Annotated in this window: 15 protein-coding genes and 2 pseudogenes; 10 read left to right on the plus strand and 7 right to left on the minus strand. The window is 71.4% G+C overall.

From position 1 onward, the window contains the following. A partial coding sequence (locus tag AC4IJH_RS17675) for an SDR family NAD(P)-dependent oxidoreductase (protein WP_490852689.1) occupies positions 1 to 2,594 on the plus strand: 2,594 nt, incomplete at its 5' end. A gap of 91 nt (positions 2,595 to 2,685) precedes the next feature. Here AC4IJH_RS17675 and AC4IJH_RS17680 read toward each other — a convergent pair. Further along, the gene (locus AC4IJH_RS17680; protein ID WP_490852690.1) at positions 2,686 to 3,015 is read right to left on the minus strand and encodes a DUF1330 domain-containing protein; all 330 of its coding nucleotides are present in this window, start codon (positions 3,013 to 3,015) and stop codon (positions 2,686 to 2,688) included. 154 nt (positions 3,016 to 3,169) lie between these two features. Continuing rightward, a complete protein-coding gene (locus AC4IJH_RS17685; RefSeq protein WP_490852691.1) occupies positions 3,170 to 4,225 on the minus strand; it encodes a tartrate dehydrogenase in 1,056 nt (351 codons plus the stop codon). Between the two features lie 99 nt (positions 4,226 to 4,324). Here AC4IJH_RS17685 and AC4IJH_RS17690 point away from each other — a divergent pair. Next, positions 4,325 to 4,531: pseudogene (locus AC4IJH_RS17690) on the plus strand (MFS transporter); the annotation flags it as partial. Positions 4,532 to 4,583: 52 nt separating this feature from the next. After that, the gene (locus AC4IJH_RS17695; protein WP_490852692.1) at positions 4,584 to 4,808 is read left to right on the plus strand and encodes a hypothetical protein; all 225 of its coding nucleotides are present in this window, start codon (positions 4,584 to 4,586) and stop codon (positions 4,806 to 4,808) included. A 62-nt stretch (positions 4,809 to 4,870) separates the two neighbouring features. Here AC4IJH_RS17695 and AC4IJH_RS17700 read toward each other — a convergent pair whose 3' ends face one another. Continuing rightward, positions 4,871 to 5,779 carry a LysR family transcriptional regulator gene (locus tag AC4IJH_RS17700; RefSeq protein ID WP_490852693.1) on the minus strand — a complete coding sequence of 303 codons (909 nt, stop codon included), beginning with the start codon at positions 5,777 to 5,779 and terminating at the stop codon, positions 4,871 to 4,873. A gap of 195 nt (positions 5,780 to 5,974) precedes the next feature. On the opposite strand from AC4IJH_RS17700, the gene AC4IJH_RS17705 reads away from it, so the two are divergent. Continuing rightward, positions 5,975 to 6,862: a DUF2268 domain-containing putative Zn-dependent protease gene (locus AC4IJH_RS17705; RefSeq protein ID WP_490852694.1), complete on the plus strand. Its 888-nt coding sequence runs from the start codon at positions 5,975 to 5,977 to the stop codon at positions 6,860 to 6,862. Between the two features lie 78 nt (positions 6,863 to 6,940). Here the strand turns inward: AC4IJH_RS17705 and AC4IJH_RS17710 are convergent, their stop codons facing one another. Both AC4IJH_RS17710 and AC4IJH_RS17715 read right to left on the minus strand, forming a co-directional pair. Next, positions 6,941 to 7,396: a VOC family protein gene (locus tag AC4IJH_RS17710; protein WP_490852695.1), complete on the minus strand. Its 456-nt coding sequence runs from the start codon at positions 7,394 to 7,396 to the stop codon at positions 6,941 to 6,943. Between the two features lie 71 nt (positions 7,397 to 7,467). Beyond that, positions 7,468 to 7,896, minus strand: a complete 429-nt coding sequence (locus AC4IJH_RS17715) for a DUF6086 family protein (RefSeq protein ID WP_490852696.1) — start codon at positions 7,894 to 7,896, stop codon at positions 7,468 to 7,470. A gap of 38 nt (positions 7,897 to 7,934) precedes the next feature. On the opposite strand from AC4IJH_RS17715, the pseudogene AC4IJH_RS17720 reads away from it, so the two are divergent. Beyond that, a pseudogene (locus AC4IJH_RS17720) lies at positions 7,935 to 8,090 on the plus strand (winged helix-turn-helix transcriptional regulator); the annotation flags it as partial. Between the two features lie 196 nt (positions 8,091 to 8,286). Beyond that, the gene (locus AC4IJH_RS17725) at positions 8,287 to 9,357 is read left to right on the plus strand and encodes a methyltransferase (RefSeq protein ID WP_490852697.1); all 1,071 of its coding nucleotides are present in this window, start codon (positions 8,287 to 8,289) and stop codon (positions 9,355 to 9,357) included. 63 nt (positions 9,358 to 9,420) lie between these two features. On the opposite strand, the gene AC4IJH_RS17730 is transcribed toward AC4IJH_RS17725, so the two are convergent. Next, positions 9,421 to 9,687: a WhiB family transcriptional regulator gene (locus tag AC4IJH_RS17730; RefSeq protein WP_490852698.1), complete on the minus strand. Its 267-nt coding sequence runs from the start codon at positions 9,685 to 9,687 to the stop codon at positions 9,421 to 9,423. A 1,058-nt stretch (positions 9,688 to 10,745) separates the two neighbouring features. Between AC4IJH_RS17730 and AC4IJH_RS17735 the strand changes: the two genes are divergently transcribed. From AC4IJH_RS17735 to AC4IJH_RS17750, 4 genes are all read left to right on the plus strand, one after another. Then, positions 10,746 to 11,198: a helix-turn-helix domain-containing protein gene (locus AC4IJH_RS17735; RefSeq protein ID WP_490852699.1), complete on the plus strand. Its 453-nt coding sequence runs from the start codon at positions 10,746 to 10,748 to the stop codon at positions 11,196 to 11,198. A gap of 194 nt (positions 11,199 to 11,392) precedes the next feature. Then, entirely contained in the window at positions 11,393 to 11,971 is a 579-nt protein-coding gene (locus tag AC4IJH_RS17740; RefSeq protein WP_490852700.1) for a hypothetical protein, read from the plus strand. Further along, entirely contained in the window at positions 11,968 to 13,155 is a 1,188-nt protein-coding gene (locus AC4IJH_RS17745) for an MAB_1171c family putative transporter (protein WP_490852701.1), read from the plus strand. The genes AC4IJH_RS17740 and AC4IJH_RS17745 overlap by 4 nt, the downstream gene beginning before the upstream one ends. After that, entirely contained in the window at positions 13,152 to 14,609 is a 1,458-nt protein-coding gene (locus AC4IJH_RS17750; RefSeq protein ID WP_490852702.1) for an FAD-dependent monooxygenase, read from the plus strand. Before AC4IJH_RS17745 ends, AC4IJH_RS17750 begins: the two co-directional genes overlap by 4 nt. Before the next feature lie 174 nt (positions 14,610 to 14,783). Here AC4IJH_RS17750 and AC4IJH_RS17755 read toward each other — a convergent pair whose 3' ends face one another. Further along, on the minus strand, positions 14,784 to 15,095 hold the full coding sequence (locus AC4IJH_RS17755; protein ID WP_490852703.1) for a thiamine-binding protein: 312 nt from the start codon (positions 15,093 to 15,095) through the stop codon (positions 14,784 to 14,786). Positions 15,096 to 15,120 lie beyond the last annotated feature (25 nt).

Below are 15,120 nucleotides of genomic sequence, written 5' to 3' on the forward strand. Positions count from 1 at the left end.
CCGCCCCGGCGGGTGACGAGCCAGCCGCAGACGGGCGGCCGGCGGCCGCGGCCGCGGCCGCGGCCGCCCAGGCCCAACCGGGCGCCGCGGAACGGCTGCCCGAGGCCGAGTGGCTGCTCCAGCCGCACTGGGTACGGTCCCACCGCGCCCTCGCGGACACCGCGTCGCCCGCCCGGGGCGTGCTGGTGACCATGACCGCCGAAGCCCTGGCGCCGGACGCCGTGCGCCCCTTCGAGGCGGCCTACGACCGCGTCGTACGGGTCACGGCCGGCGACTCCTTCGCCCGGCTGACGGCCGACACCTACGAGGTCGACCCCGCCGACGCGGACTCGCTGCGGCAGCTGCTCGACGCGCTGTCCGAGGCGGGCCAGGACGGCCAGGGCCGCATCGACTGGCTGCACGCGCTGCCGCTCGCGGTCGGCGGGGCGGTGGGCGCCGACGCGCTCGACCGCGCCCGCTGGGCCTGTCTGGACACTCCGGCCGCGCTGCTCCAGGCGGCGGCCGGTACGCCGCTGGCCCAGCGGCTGCGGCCCTGGTGGCTCTCGTACCAGGCCCAGCCGGTCGAAGGCGCCGTACAGCGGCCCGAGTTGGGCCTTTTGGCGGGCGCCTGCGAGGTGGCGCCGCAGGAGTGCGCCGTGGACGGCCGCTGGCTGGACCTGCCCTGCGCCGACCCGGCCGACTGGGCACCGCTGCTGCCTGCCCTGCTGGCCGACACCTCCGCGGACCGGCCCCGACGGCTGGCCCTACGCCAGGGCTACTGGTGGCAGCCGGCGCTGCTGCCGGTCACCGCGCCCGCGGCGCAGACGCCCTCGGCGCTGCCGTCCGGGCCGGGCGTGCACCTGATCCTGGGCGGCACCGGAGGCATCGGCGCCAGCATCGCGGCCTGGCTGCTGGCTCAGGCCGACTGCCGGGTCATTCTGCTGGCCCGGCGGGCCGAGCTGCCCGCCGGACTGGCCCCGTGGGCGGAGCGTATCGAGCTGATCGAGGCCGATCTGGCCGAGACGGCGCCCGATGCGCTGCTGGACCGGCTCGGCCGGCTCACCGACCGGCTCGACGGCGTCGTGCACGCCGCGGGTGTGGGGGCGGGCGGCCTGATCACCCGGCGCGACGCCGCCGGGATGGGGCGCGCCATGGCGGCCAAGCTGCACGGCGCCCTGCTGATGGAGCGGCTGATCGAGCACTACCGCCCTGCCTTCGCGGCGTACTGCTCCTCCATGTCGGCCCTGTTCGGCGGCATCGGCCAGTTCGACTACGCCGCCGCCAACGGCCTGCTGGACGGCTTCGCCCGGCACCGGTCCGGCGCGGCCGAGACCACGCTGCGGATCGGGATCGACTGGGACATCTGGCGCGAGGTCGGCATGGCGCAGCACGCGCTGCAGTCGGACGCCCGCCATCAGGCCCACCTGGCGGTCGGTCTGACGGTGGAGGAGGGCCAGCGGCTGTTCGCCCGGGCCCTGCGCCTCCAGCTGCCGCACCTGCTGGTCTCCACCACCGACATCGAGCGGGCCCGCGGCTTCTACGAGGCACCGGCCACCGCACCGGCGGCCCCTGAAGCCCCCGTGTCACCGGACACTGCCTCCGGCCCCTCCCCCGTCACCCGGCTCACCGACGCCCTGTGCACCTGGCTGGGCGTGGACGAACTCGACCCGGCCGCCTCCCTGTACGACCTGGGCGCCGACTCGCTGACCATGCTGGACCTGATCAGCGAGGTGCAGGACCTCTTCGGCGTCGACATCGAATTGTCCCGGCTCAGCCACCGGGCCAGCCTCAACGAGGTGCTGGCGCGGATGGGCGAACAGGCCCCCGCCGCCCCGCCCGGCTCCGCCGACCCCGTGTCGCTGGAGGTCTGGCAGGAAGGCACCGGCCGCGATCTGCTGTGCATCGTCCACCCCGTCGGCGGCGACATCCAGTCCTACCGTGCGCTCGTTTCCGCCCTCGACCCCCGGCTCACCGTCTGCCTGATCGCCGACCCGGCCCTGCGGCGCCCCGACCTCCCCGCCTGGCCCCTGGCCGAGCGCGCCCGTCACTACCACGCCGCGCTCCAGGCCCGCTTCCCGCACGGGGAGTGGCGCTGGCGGCTGGCGGGCTGGTCCTTCGGGGCCTGGGTGACGCTGGCGATGGCCGCCGAGGCGGAGCAGGCGGGCCGCCCGGCCGATGAGGTCTACCTCCTGGACCCGCCGCCGCCCGGCGCGGGCCCCCGCTTCCAGTCGTACGACGAAACGGAGCTCGAAGCCGTCTTCGCCCACGAGCTCGGGCACAACGGCGCGGGCAGCTCCGTGGGCACCGAGGCCCAGGCCTACGCGGAACGCCTGGCCCACTGCTGCCGCGCCAACCTCACCAGCATGGCCCACTACGACCCGCCCCACCTGACCGAGACCCCCGCCCACCTCTGGCTGGCGACCCGCCCGGTGGCCGGCCTCCCCCACCTGGGTACCCCCGAGGAGCAGCACCCGCTCTGGCAGTCCCGCCTCCCCCGCCTGGCGGGCTGGCACTGCCTGGACACCACCCACTACGACATCGTCCGCCAACCCGGGATAGCGGCCGTGGCCGCGGCCGTCAACGCCGCGTCCCTCCCGCCGCACACCACCGGCTGACCCGGCCCCGCAGCCGGTCGGCCTTCGCCACCCCGGCAGTCAGCGGAGCCCGCCCGCGCACTCGGTGCGCGGGCGGGCTCCGCGCTGTCCGCTACCGCAGCACGGCCGCCCGTTCGGTCGGGTCGTAGCCGGGTCCGACGCCCTCGATCAGGACGACATCCCCCTCGATGTGATCCGTACGCAGTCGCAGGATGTCCTGATAGGCGGGCGACTCGTACCACTCACGGGCCTCGGTGAGGCCGGGGAACTCGATCATCACCATGCTCCCCGGCCATTCCCCCTCGACCACTTGCGCCGGTGGTCCGTGAATGACGAAACGGCCCGCGAAGGGATCGAGGGTCGCCTGGATGCGCGCCAAGTACTCCAGGATGTCCGGATGATGGCGGCGGTTGCGAAGATGGGCGAAGCCATATGCGGGCACGGTCGGTCTCCCTTGCCTGCCCGGTGTCTGCCGGGCGGAATCGATGACCGAAACCTAGCCATGGGCCGCGGCGGGGGCGATTACCTCGCAGGTAAGCGCGCATCCGGGCATCGGTGGTGCGGGAGCGGGCCGATCACCGGTGGGGATTGGGGCCTTACAGCTCCTTCACCAGTGCGTCGGTGAATTCCTCCGTGGTCGCCGTTCCCCCCAGATCCGGCGTACGCACGGCCGTCTTGGCCAGCAGCGCGGCAATGGCATCGGTCACCTGGGCGGCGGCCTCGGCGTGCCCGAGGTGGTCGAGCATCATGGCCGCCGACCAGATCGCGCCGAGCGGATTGGCGATGCCGCGTCCGGCGATATCCGGGGCGGAACCGTGCACCGGCTCGAACATCGAGGGGTATGCGCGCTCGGGGTTGAGATTGGCGGCCGGGGCGATGCCGATACTGCCGGCCACCGCGGCCGCCAGGTCGCTGAGGATGTCGCCGAAGAGATTGGAGGCGACCACGACGTCGAAACGGGCGGGGTCGAGCACGAACTTGGCGGCGAGTGCGTCGATGTGCTCCTGATCCCACGTCACATCCGGGTGGCCCAGGGCGTGTTCGGCCACCATCTCGTCCCAGAAGGGCATGGTGTGCACAATGCCGTTGGACTTGGTGGCGGAGGTGAGCCGGCCTTCGCGCCGCTCGGCGAGCCGGAAGGCGTAGTCCAGGATCCGCCCGACCCCGGCGCGCGTGAACACCGCTTCCTGGACCGCCATTTCCTCGGGGAAGCCGCGGTTGAAACGCCCGCCGATCTCGCCGTACTCCCCCTCGACATTCTCGCGTACGACGACGAGGTCGACCGTCCCCGGCTCGGCGTCGCGCAGCGGGCTGGGAACGCCCTCGAAAACCCGGATGGGGCGCAGATTGACGTACTGGCGAAAGCCACGGCGGATCGGGATCAGCAGCCCCCACAAGGAGACATGGTCGGGCACCCCCGGATAGCCGACCGCTCCGAGCAGGATCGCGTCATGTCCGCGCAGCTGCTCCAGACCGTCCTCGGGCATCATCGCGCCCTCGCGCAGATAGCGCGCGCAGGACCAGTCGAAGGAGTCGTACGCGAAAGAGATGCCGTGCCGGGTACCGACCGCGTCCAGTACACGACGGGCGGCGGGGATGACTTCGGTGCCGATGCCGTCACCGGGGATCAGGGCTATGCGGTGATGTGCCATGCCCGGATTGCAGCAAGGGCGCGCGGGCCGCGTCCAAGTCGAAGATTCCATGTGTCTTATAGGGGCTGCTTATCTGGCGCTTCCACGGCCTCCACGCCGCTCATCGGAGAACTCGCCGGGTGGCGCACGGCGTTCGTCGTCATGGGAGCGCTGACGGCCGCAGTACTGATCATGCTGTTCGGGCGCGTGCCACCGCTGCCACCCGCCCGTGCCACCCGGCTCAGCGAACTCGGCGGCCTGCTCCGCGGCACCACCACCCGCTTCGCGCTCCTGCTGACGTTCCTCGTCGTCCTGGCCCACCCAGGCGACGCTCTCCATCGGTGCGCCGGCGGGCGGCGCCGTCCTGGACCGGAGCTCCGTGTCCACGGTCATGGCGCTCGGCGGCTGCGTGGCGGTGCTCCCGGTGCTGGTGGCGGGCGTGCAGTTCGCCAGGGGGCTGGGCTGGACGGGCGGTACGGAGCGTACGAATGGTACGGGCGGCGGTACGAGGCGTACGAATGGTACGGGCGGCGGTACGAGGCGTACGAATGGTACGGGCGGCACAAGCGGTACGGGCCGTACGGATGGACCGGACGACGACTGACAGCGCGCTCACCCGAGGCCGCACCTTGCCCCTCCTCCATCTCCCTCCCCCGTCTCCCTCCCTCAGACACCACCACCGCACCCATCGGCACCATCCGACGCCTCCGTCGCGCTGTCCAGAAAGGCCTGCGCGGCCGGGGTGAGCGGCGCCCGTCGGCTGACCATCGCGACGTACAGGCCGGTGGCGGGCTCGATGTCCAGTACCAGCGCACCCGTCCGCCGGGCGAGTGCGCGCCAGGAGTCGGTGACGATCGCGAGGCCGACGCCGGCGAGCACCAACGGCAGGATCGCCACCCGGTGTTCGCTCTCCACCGCAGCGGTCAGTTCGATGCCCTCGGCGCGCAGATCGTCCACGTACTTGCGCAGCCCGGTCCCCTGCTGTCCCACGATCAGTCGGTGCCCGGCCAGCTGCTCCCGGCGCACGACCGTGCCCTCCGCGAACGGCCCGTCGGGCGGCGTGAGCAGGACGAAGCGCTGTTCGGCGATGGGGTACTGGGCCACCTCGTGGTCCGGCAGCGGTGTCGGGGAGGCGAGCAGTCCCAGTTCGCAGGCTCCGGTGCGTACCATCTCGGTCACGTCCCGCGGTGTGAACGCGGCCTGCACCACCACCGCAACCTGCGGATGGGACGCGGTGAATCGGTGGATCATGCCCGTCAGCGGCTCGATCGCCTGCGAGGGCATCGCGGCGATGTCCACCCGGCCGCCGCGCAGGCCGTGCACCGACTCCACGCTCGCCCGGGCCAGTTCCAGGCTGCGTACGGCCGCCCTGGCGGGTTCGATCAGCGCGGTGCCGGCGTCCGTGAGGACCGCCCGGCGCCCGATCCGGTGGAACAGATCGCTGCCCAGATCCCGTTCCAGCGCGCGGATGGCTTGCGAGAGCGAGGGCTGCGACAAGTACAGCGCCATGGCGGCCCGGTTGAATCCACCGTGGTCCACCACGGCCAGAAAGTATTCGAGCTGCCGCACATCCACTGCGTAGTCCTTCCCGCACACCTCTGCCGAACCGCGCCTGACAGGCTCGGCTCCCAGCATTGTCGCCGTCCACTGTTGGACGTCCGGTCCACGGCAGGTAGCTGCTGGGACGCGGGTCACGGGCAAGGCAAAGATCGTCGGCCGCGTCCGTGCGGCTTGCACCTCCCGTAGCGTGAGGACCTAACGTCCCGGGTCATGAAGATAGTTGTTCACGACACCGCGTCCGCCATGCTCGACCTCCTGCAGCGACCGCTGGAGGAGCGGTCCGGCGCCCTGCGGGAGATGCTCAGCCCCCTCCAGAGTGCGATGTCCGTCATGGGCGATATCGACCTGGTCCAGATGCACAGCCAGGACAGCGGTTTCCGGGTGGACCGTGAGGATGCTCGGTATCTGCCCGCCGTGCGCCGGATGCGGGAAGCGGGAGTGTGGAACCGGATCGAGGATTCGCTGACCGCCGCCTGGGAGCGGATCAGCGGTGCGGCGCCCGGCATCGCGCACGCCGAGACCGTGCATGTCGTCCTGGCGCTCGGCAATCCCGACAGCGAGCACCTGATGGTCCGCAGCGACGGGTACTTCGGTCTGGGCGGGATCCCCGGGGCGATCTACCTGGTGATGTGGCCGACCGAGCGGACCCTGGAGAAGATCGGCCACGCCGCCGCGCACGAGTTCCACCACAACGTGCGCTACGCGAATGTGGTGTGGGACCCGATGACCGTCACGGTGGGCGAACATGTCGTCGCCGAGGGGCTGGCCGAGGCGTTCGTACGGGAGCTGGCGGGCGAGCGGGCCATGGGCCCGTGGTCGAAGGCGCTGACCGGCGCCGAACTCGACAGCGCCTACGAGAAGATCGCCGCCGATGTCGACGTGGCCGGTATGCAGAACCTGACCGCGTACGTGCTGGGCGATGCCACCGCACGGCTCATGGGACAGCCGACCGTGGGCCTGCCGGACTTCGCCGGATACGCGGCCGGGCTGCGCATCGTCGACGCCCACCTGGCGGCCTCCGGCCTGTCCGCCGCCCAGAGCACCGCCCTGCCTGCGCGCGACATCCTCCGCAACGCGGGCGTACCCACCAGCGCGTGACCGCCCCTCGGGCGCTGCGCCCAGCCGCGCGCAGCGCCCGGCCCCGCCGAGAACACGGTCCGCCTCCGCCCACGGGCATCATCCGACACAGAACTCATTGCCTTCCGGGTCCTGCAGAACCACGCCGTAGTAGTCCATCTCCGGCTCGTCCATGACGCGCAGCACGGTGGCCCCGGCCTTTTCGAGCCGCTCCACCGCGGCCGTGATCCGCTGCGTACGAACCGGCAGGGGCACCTCCCGCCCACCGCCCACCTTCATATCCAGGTGTACCCGGTTCTTCACCGCCTTCGGCTCCGGGACCTGCTGGAACCACACCCGCGGCCCCTGCCCTGCCGGATCGATGATCGACTCCGGAGTCTCCCCCACGCCCTCGGGCAGCTCCTCCTCCGGCACCCCCATGTCCTGCCAGTACTCCCGCCAGGTCGCGTGCCCGCCCGGCGGAGGCTCCGGCACATACCCCAACGCCTCGGCCCAGAAGGCCACCAGCCTCCGCGGGTCAGCACAGTCAATGGTCAGCTGCAGCTTCATCTCCATACCCGCAGCGTCCCAGACACCTCTGACACTCGACGCCCCACAGCCCCCGTCCAACCGCTGCCCCACCACCCTCACCGCGCCATAAAGCGATCCAACTCCCGGATCTTCTGCCGCAGTAGAGCCACCCACTCCTCCCCCTCCGTCGCCGAGGTCACCGGGACCTGGACGTCCCCGAGCCCGTCACCGACGGAGCGTCCGGGCGGGTCCCACCGCAGCTCGATACCCGCCCGCTCCGCGAGCGCCAGAACCGTGACGACAAACCCTTCGGACAGGGCCATCATGACGGCGTGATGGGTATGGCGATGGTGTTCCAACAGGGCGTTGGCGAAGCTCCCGAAGACGATCGGATCGACCTGACACGCGTCGCTGTCCATCGGCCCGATACCGGACGGCAGTTCCAGTTCCGCCTCAAATAAGGCGACTTGGCGACGAAACAGCCGCGAGGCTCCGTTGGACGGGTTCCATAAGGTCTCGTCACCCATGTCGAAGTACTGGCTCACTGTGATCCTTACGCGACAGAAGGGGCCCGAGCGTCCCTCCGCGCGTGGAATACGCACTCACCCAGCTCGGTACCACACTCCTCACCTCAGTCGCGCTGTTGGGCACATGGGCCATGGACCATCGGCACGAGATCGCCCTCAATCGGGACCGTTACGACGCCAGCCGCCGCACAGCGCCGGCGGCTCGCCCCTGAAGCGCCCGCCCGAACCTCTCCCGCCCCCGCCCCCGCCCAAGGACACCCCCGTCCGCGACGCTCCCGATGCGCGCCTTGGGTCAGCTCAACCACCGCTCCCCATAAGGGCGTTGCACCCCCATCCAGGTTAACTTAGGCTTACCTAACTTAGGCCTCGTCGAGGGGGGCGCTCCGCTTACCGACCGAAGGGGGAACCGTGGCATCGAGGGCATCCAGCGAGGAGCGGACGGCGCAGGACCGGCAGGCGCGGGCAGAGCTGGCGCGGCTGGCGCACGGGCAGCTGGCCGTGCAGATCGTGGGCGCCGCCGCGCGCCTGGGCATTCTCGACCTGATCGGTGACGCCGAGCGCACCGCGCCCGACATCGCCCACGCACTCGGCACGCACCCCCAGGCCACGCACCGTCTGCTGCGCGCCCTGGCCGGGCTCCGGTTCCTCACCGAGACACAGCCGGCCACCTTCGCCGCCACCCCGAAAGGCGCGCTGCTGCGCTCCGACGTCCCAGGGACGATGCACTCCATGTTCTGCCTGGTCACCAACCCCGCATTGGTGCGCGGCTGGGCGCATGTGGAGGAGAGCGTACGGACCGGCGAGACCTCCTTCGACAAGGTGTACGGCACCGACATCTTCACCTACCTCAAGGCGCACCCGGAACTGTCCGAGGAGTACAACGCCGCGATGAGCGGGGCCTCCCAGGGGGCGGCGGGGGACGTCCCGGCCCACTACGACTTCGGCCGGTTCGGCACCGTCGTCGACATGGGCGGTGGTGACGGCAGTCTGCTCTCGGCCATCGTGCGACGGCACCCCGCACCGCGCGGCATCCTCTTCGACTCCCCCGAAGGGCTCGCCCAGGCCCCCGCCCGCCTCGCGCGCGAGGGGCTCACCGGCCGCTGCCGGACGCAGCCCGGCGACTTCTTCGCCGCCGCTCCGCCGGGCGGGGATCTCTACGTGCTCAAGAGCGTCCTCCACGACTGGAGCGACGAGCGCTGCACACGCATCCTGCGCAACATCCGGCATGTCGTCCCGGACTCCGGCCGGCTGCTGATCGTCGAGCCCGTACTGCCGCCCACCGTCACCGCGGACGCGGAGGAGGACGTCTACGTCGGTGACATCAACATGCTGCTCACCTACGGCGGCCGCGAGCGCACCCGGGCGGACTTCGAGGCCCTGTGCAGCGATGCGGGCTTCGCGCTCTCCGGCGTCACGCCCCTCCCCCGCCCGAACCCCTTCCACCTCATCGAGGCGACGCCCGTACAGCGTCCGGCCTGACCGTGACCGGCCGGAAAGTGAGCGGCCGGACAGTGAGCGGCCGGACAGCCACCGGTCGCGGGATCACCGTCCTCCGGCCCCGGAGGACGCCGCGGCCCGGCGGCGCGCCTGACGGCGCAGCACCTGTCGTTCGTCCTCGTCCAGGCCGCCCCACACGCCGTGGCAGTGCCCCAGGCGCAGCGCCCACGCCAGGCACTGCTCGCGTACGGGGCAGCGGGCGCAGACGGCCTTGGCCGCGGCCTGCTGGCGCAGAGCAGGGCCTTTCGTTCCTACGGGGAAGAACAGATCGGGGTCTTCGTCCAGGCACGCGGCCCTGGTCCGCCATTCCATCGTCAGCCTCCCTTCGATCGTCGGTGCGCTCCTGGTCCGTGCCGTCCCGGCCCCTGTACGGACCCGTGCCGACGCTGTGCACGTACCGGTGTCCGCCTGGCTCTTTGTGGGAAACGGGTTGCCAACCGGTCGCCGTGCAAACGCGTGTGGCGCTGCCGCACCCCGGGGCCACGGCACCGGGCGAGGCGACCGCATGCGGGAGACGGACTTGACGACCACGGCCGCTCGGGCGGGCGCGCTGTCAGTGCCTGCCCTTAATATCTGCGGCATGTCCCCAAGTCCGGATCCCTACCTTGGTGCACGTCTGTCCGCTTCCGCAGCGAACGAACAGATACGGGCCTACATGGCCGTGCGCGCCGGCAGGTCGCTGCGACCGGAGGAACTGGCGGAGTACCAGCAGTTGCTGGAGACCTGGGCCGCAGCGGTGCGCAGGGAATTGGCCAGGGCGGCCTAGGGCCTGTCGACAAAGTCCCGTCCGGCCTGCGACGCCTGGCCCTAGAGCCGCTGATGCGGCTTCCACCGCCCCGGCCACCGAGTCGTATGGGCGTCGGAACCGTCGGCAACACAGCACCGGGTTTCAGCCTTCCTCGCCACCCGTCGGCTACCTGGAAGGCCGTGACGCGGTGCTGCCGGACCAACCACCCTCCGGTACTTCGGTGTTGCGGTCAGAGCAACGGAGCGATCGCACGCAGTAACTCCACAACTTCGCCCGCGGGTGCGGGAAATCGTCATTCTGCCTGCGCAGCACGGCATTTAGCGTGCTGCGGAGCCAACTGCGCACCGGCCGAACGGAGTTACGATCCCGGCAAATTCACCGGCGCAGATTATCAGGGCGACTGAACATTAAAAGCAGTTGCGGGCACCCGTGCGTGGCTGAGTGACTATGGGTGGAGAGACGGTGGCGAAACTATTGTTGCTACTCGGGTTCCAGAGAGGGATCGGGGCGCCTATGATCCACACTCATGACCAACCACCGGCCGGAGTCGACAGCGTCGCACTCTCAGGGGTCTGATACATCCAGGCTGTTCGGGTCTCGCCTGCAGCGCCTGGTCGATGTGATGCCCCCCGAGGGTCGGCAGCGGTACACCGATGCGGAGATCGCCGCGTACGTCGGCGTGAGCGCTCAGTACATCCGCAAGCTGCGCAGCGGAAAGTCCGTGCCTTCCGTGGAAAAGGCGCAGCGGCTGGCCGAACTCTTCGAGGTCGAGCATGTGGATTACTTCCTCAAGCCGGATGACGACCCCACCGTTCTCGCGGTCGAACGCCGACTGCGCGAACTGGAGGACATCCGGGCCGGCCGGAAACCGGTCACCGACGATGCCGCAGCAGCCTCGCCCGGGCACGGGGGTGCGGACGAGGAGCTGTGGCGTCGCCTCAAGGAGGAACACGGCGTCAAGGAAATAGCGATGCGCGCCGGGCAGCTCTCGCCCGAAGCGCGGGTCGCGGTACTGGGCATCGTGAACCAGCTGTTCCAGAGCGAGAAAGGATCTCCCCCACCCGGGAATGCATGAGCCACCGTGCGAGTTCTCGCATGAGTCCCCGCACGGGCCCGCGTATGCAATACGGGCCCGCGCATTGGCCCCGGGGGGAAACACGTAAATCGGCAAGCGCCTCATCGGCATGCGCGAAAACGTCCGAACCGCGCGATATTTCGAGCGCGGCCAGGGCGTCGGACGAGACTGGGGGTTCTGTGGACAGGAGGCGGATGCGTCGGCTGTGCGCCGACCTGATCCGTAACCTGGATCTCAAGGTTCCGGCAGCGCCCACGCACCTCTTCGACGCACTGTGCGCCGCGATGAGCAGGCGCCACGACAAACCGGTCCGGTACCGGCTCATCGAATTTCCCGCGGAGACCGTCAGCGGCCTGTGGGTGGCCACCGGGCAGCAGCACCTGATGCTGTGCGAGAAGCGGACCGCGCCGGAGCACCAACTCGTCATCCTGGGCCATGAGTTCTGGCACCTGGAGTCCCATCAGGGGCAGGTGGAGTCCCATCAGGGGCAGGATGCGCGGGTCGACGCGGCGGACACCGCCCGGCTGCTGGCCCCCGCCCTCGATGCCGTCACCGTGGAGCGCGTCGCCGCACGCGCCGCGGCCCGCACCAGCGCCGGCCAGAGCGACGAGGCCGCCTGCGAATACTTCGGGTCGCTGCTGTGCAGCAAGACCCTCCCCTGGCTGGCCACGGCAGCGGATCCGGCCGGCTCGGCCCCCGCGGTGTCCACGGGGCTCGTCGACCGGCTGGAGGCCAGCATCGGCCACTGCGGCTCACGGAGGACGATGCCGTGAGCGACGAAAGCTACTGGGTTCCCGCCGCCGCTTCCTGGGCGGCCCTGGCCTGCAAACTCCCCGCGCTGGCCCGCACCCCGCGCGACCCGCTGCTGCGGACGGCCTGCGCGGTGCTCGGACTGGCGGGGACGGCCTTCGTCGCCGCCAGCCCGTCCGCGATCGGCTTCGTCAACCGGCTCACCGACACCCCCAACGCCGGCGCGCCCTGCGTGTACTCACTGATCATCGCGCTGAGCGGCGCATGTCTGGTGCTGGTCGTGCACTGGCGCGGCGGCACCGCCGCGCGGGTGCGCCGCACCGCCCGCCGGTGGACGCTCGCCTTCGCCGTGGTCATCGCCCTGCTGGCCATGCTCTTCACGCTCGGCGACGCCCCGGTGGAACACCGGCTGGACCTGGACACCTACTACGCGACCACCCCCTTCATCCGCGAGATGATCGTGCTCTACCTGGTGGTCCACGCGGCGGCCTCGGCGGCCCTGGTCGTCGTGTGCCGGCGCTGGTCGGCCCGGGTGAGCCAGTGCTGGCTGCGGCGCGGGCTGCGCCTGATCGTCCTGGGGTACGTCCTCAACCTCACGTTCGCCACCGTCAAGTTCGCCGCGGTGAGCGCCCGTTGGGCCGGGGCGGACTGGGACGTCCTCAGTACGCGGGTGGCGCCGCCGGCCGCCGCCGTCGGCACGCTGTGCGTCGCCGGCGGCTTCACCCTCCCGCTGATCAGCAGCCGTATCGCCTCGCTGCGGACCACCCTGGACAACTACCGCACCTGGCGCCTGCTCGGACCGCTGTGGAACGAGCTGCGCACGGCGACGCCCGCCATCGTCGCGCCGGTCTGCGTACCGTGGTGGGCCGTCAGCCTGCGCCTGACCCGCCGTATCGCGGAGATCCACGACGGGCTGCTGGCCCTTCGCCCCCACTACGACGGCGCAAACGCCACCCGGCGCGCCGGATCCGGGCGCACCGCCGCGGCCGTCCCGGCCGTCGCCGCGCTGCCGGAGCTGTCCACCGCGCAGGCCACCATCGCGCTGCGCACCGCCATCCGCAACAAGAGCGCGGGGCGTCGGCCCGCGCCCGTACACGAAGCGGCGGGGCGTGCCTTCAGTCTCGCCCAACCCCTCCACATCGACTCCCTCATCCAGATCTCCCGGACCCTGCCCGCCACCACTCGACCTGGAAACGCCTGCTCATGAACCCTTCACAGCACGCCACCATCAGCAGCGCCGTCCGCCCCCACGTAGCCGTGGTCCTCGGCGGAGGACTGACCGGGATGCTGGCCGCCGCCGCACTGTCCGAGTACGCCGAGGTCTTCGTCGTCGAACGGGACTATTTACCGCTGACTCCCTCTTCTCGCAGGGGACTTCCACAGGCACACCACGCGCACCTGCTGTGGTCGGGCGGCGCCCGCGCCGTCGAGGACCTGCTGCCCGGCAGCATCGAACGGTGGCTGGCCGACGGCGCCCGCCGCGTGCCGCTGCCCACCGGGCTGGTGTCCCTGTCCGCGCAGGGCTGGATCCGCCGCTGGCCGGAGATGCAGTACCTCATCTCCTGCTCCCGCGACCTGCTCGACTGGAGCGTCCGCGAGCGGGTGCTGGCCCGTCCGGGCATCACGCTCCTGGAGGGCACCGAGCCCGTCGCGCTGTCCGGGACCGCGGAACACATCACCGGGGTACGGGTGCGCGATCTCGCCGACGGGACCGTACGCCGCCTGGACGCCGACCTGGTCGTGGATGCCACCGGCCGGGATTCGGACGCTCCCCGCTGGCTGTCCGACCTGGGGCTGCCCCGCGTCGCCGAGGAAACCGTCGACTCCGGGCTCGTGCACGCCTCGCGCATCTTCCGTGCCCCGCCCGGCTCCGAGCACTTCCCGGTCGTCAGCGTCCAGTCCGACGCCCGGCGGCAGGTCCCGGGGCAGACGGCCACGCTCGTTCCCATCGAGCACGGGCTGTGGCTGGTGACGCTGTCCGGCACCCGTGCCGGGCAGCCGTCCGGGGACGCCGCCCGCTTCGAGTCGTTCGCCCGCCGGGTCCGCCACCCCGTGGTCGGTGAACTCATCGCCCGCGCCGAGCCGTTGACCGATGTCCAGCTCACCCGCAGCACCGCCAACCGCCGTCGCCGCTACGAGCGCCTGGGCAGCTGGCCCACCGGTTTCGTCGTCCTGGGCGACGCGGTCGCCACCTACAACCCCGTCCACGGGCAGGGGATGACGGTCGCCGCCCATGGCGCGGTCGCGCTGCGGGACGCGGTGGTCAAGTACGGCCTGGACGACCCGAATCTGGCCCAGGGCGTGCAGCGCGCCGTCGGCCGTGCCGTGGAGGGCCCCTGGGCGCTCGCCACCGTCCAGGACGTCCGCTACCCCGGCGCTGCGGGCCCGCGGCCCCCGGCCACGGCCCGTCTGATGCGCGGCTACATGGAGCGTCTGACGCACGCCGCCACCGGCCGCCCGTCGGTGACCCGGGCCCTCCTGGACGTCATGACGCTGTCCGCGCCCCGTACCCGCCTCCTCAACCCGATGGTCGCCCTCGGTGTCCTGCTCGGCCCGGGCCGCCCGCCGCTGCCCACCCCGCCGCTGACCCATACCGAACGCACCTCCCGGCCCGTACCGGGCCCGGTCCTGCCGCCCCACCCGGTGGACCACCTGTGGTGAGCGGCACCCAAAGGGCCGCGCCGCCGTCTGCCGTAGGCCGGAAAGTGCCCCCTCGCCCGCGGCATCCGTTACGGTGAACAGGCAGGCCTGGTACGGCGCGTCCCCCCGTGCGCGCCGTACCGGGCCGCTTGGCGTTCACGTCCTGGCAGGCAGCGCCCGGGCGGCCGTTGGGGCTTAGCGCTCGTCCGTGGACGTCTGCGCGATCTCCGCTTCGAGCAGGGCGATCGTGCCGTCCAGCGGAGCGGGGACGGCGGGCCATATGTCGGCCTTGAGCATGAGCTGGACGCGGGGCACCCTGGCCGCGACGGCTTCCGTGGCGCGCTTGACGACGTCCATCACCTCGTCCCATTCGCCTTCGATGGTGGTGTACATGGAGTCCGAGCGGGTCGGCAGCCCGGAGTCGCGGATGATCTTTACCGCCTCGGCGACGTATGCCGCGCCGTTCTCCTCCACACCCATGGGGGTCAGGGCGAATGCGATGAGCACGGTGTTCCTCTCGTTTCTCGCGTTT

This window comes from Streptomyces sp. UF-297, assembly GCF_058245575.1.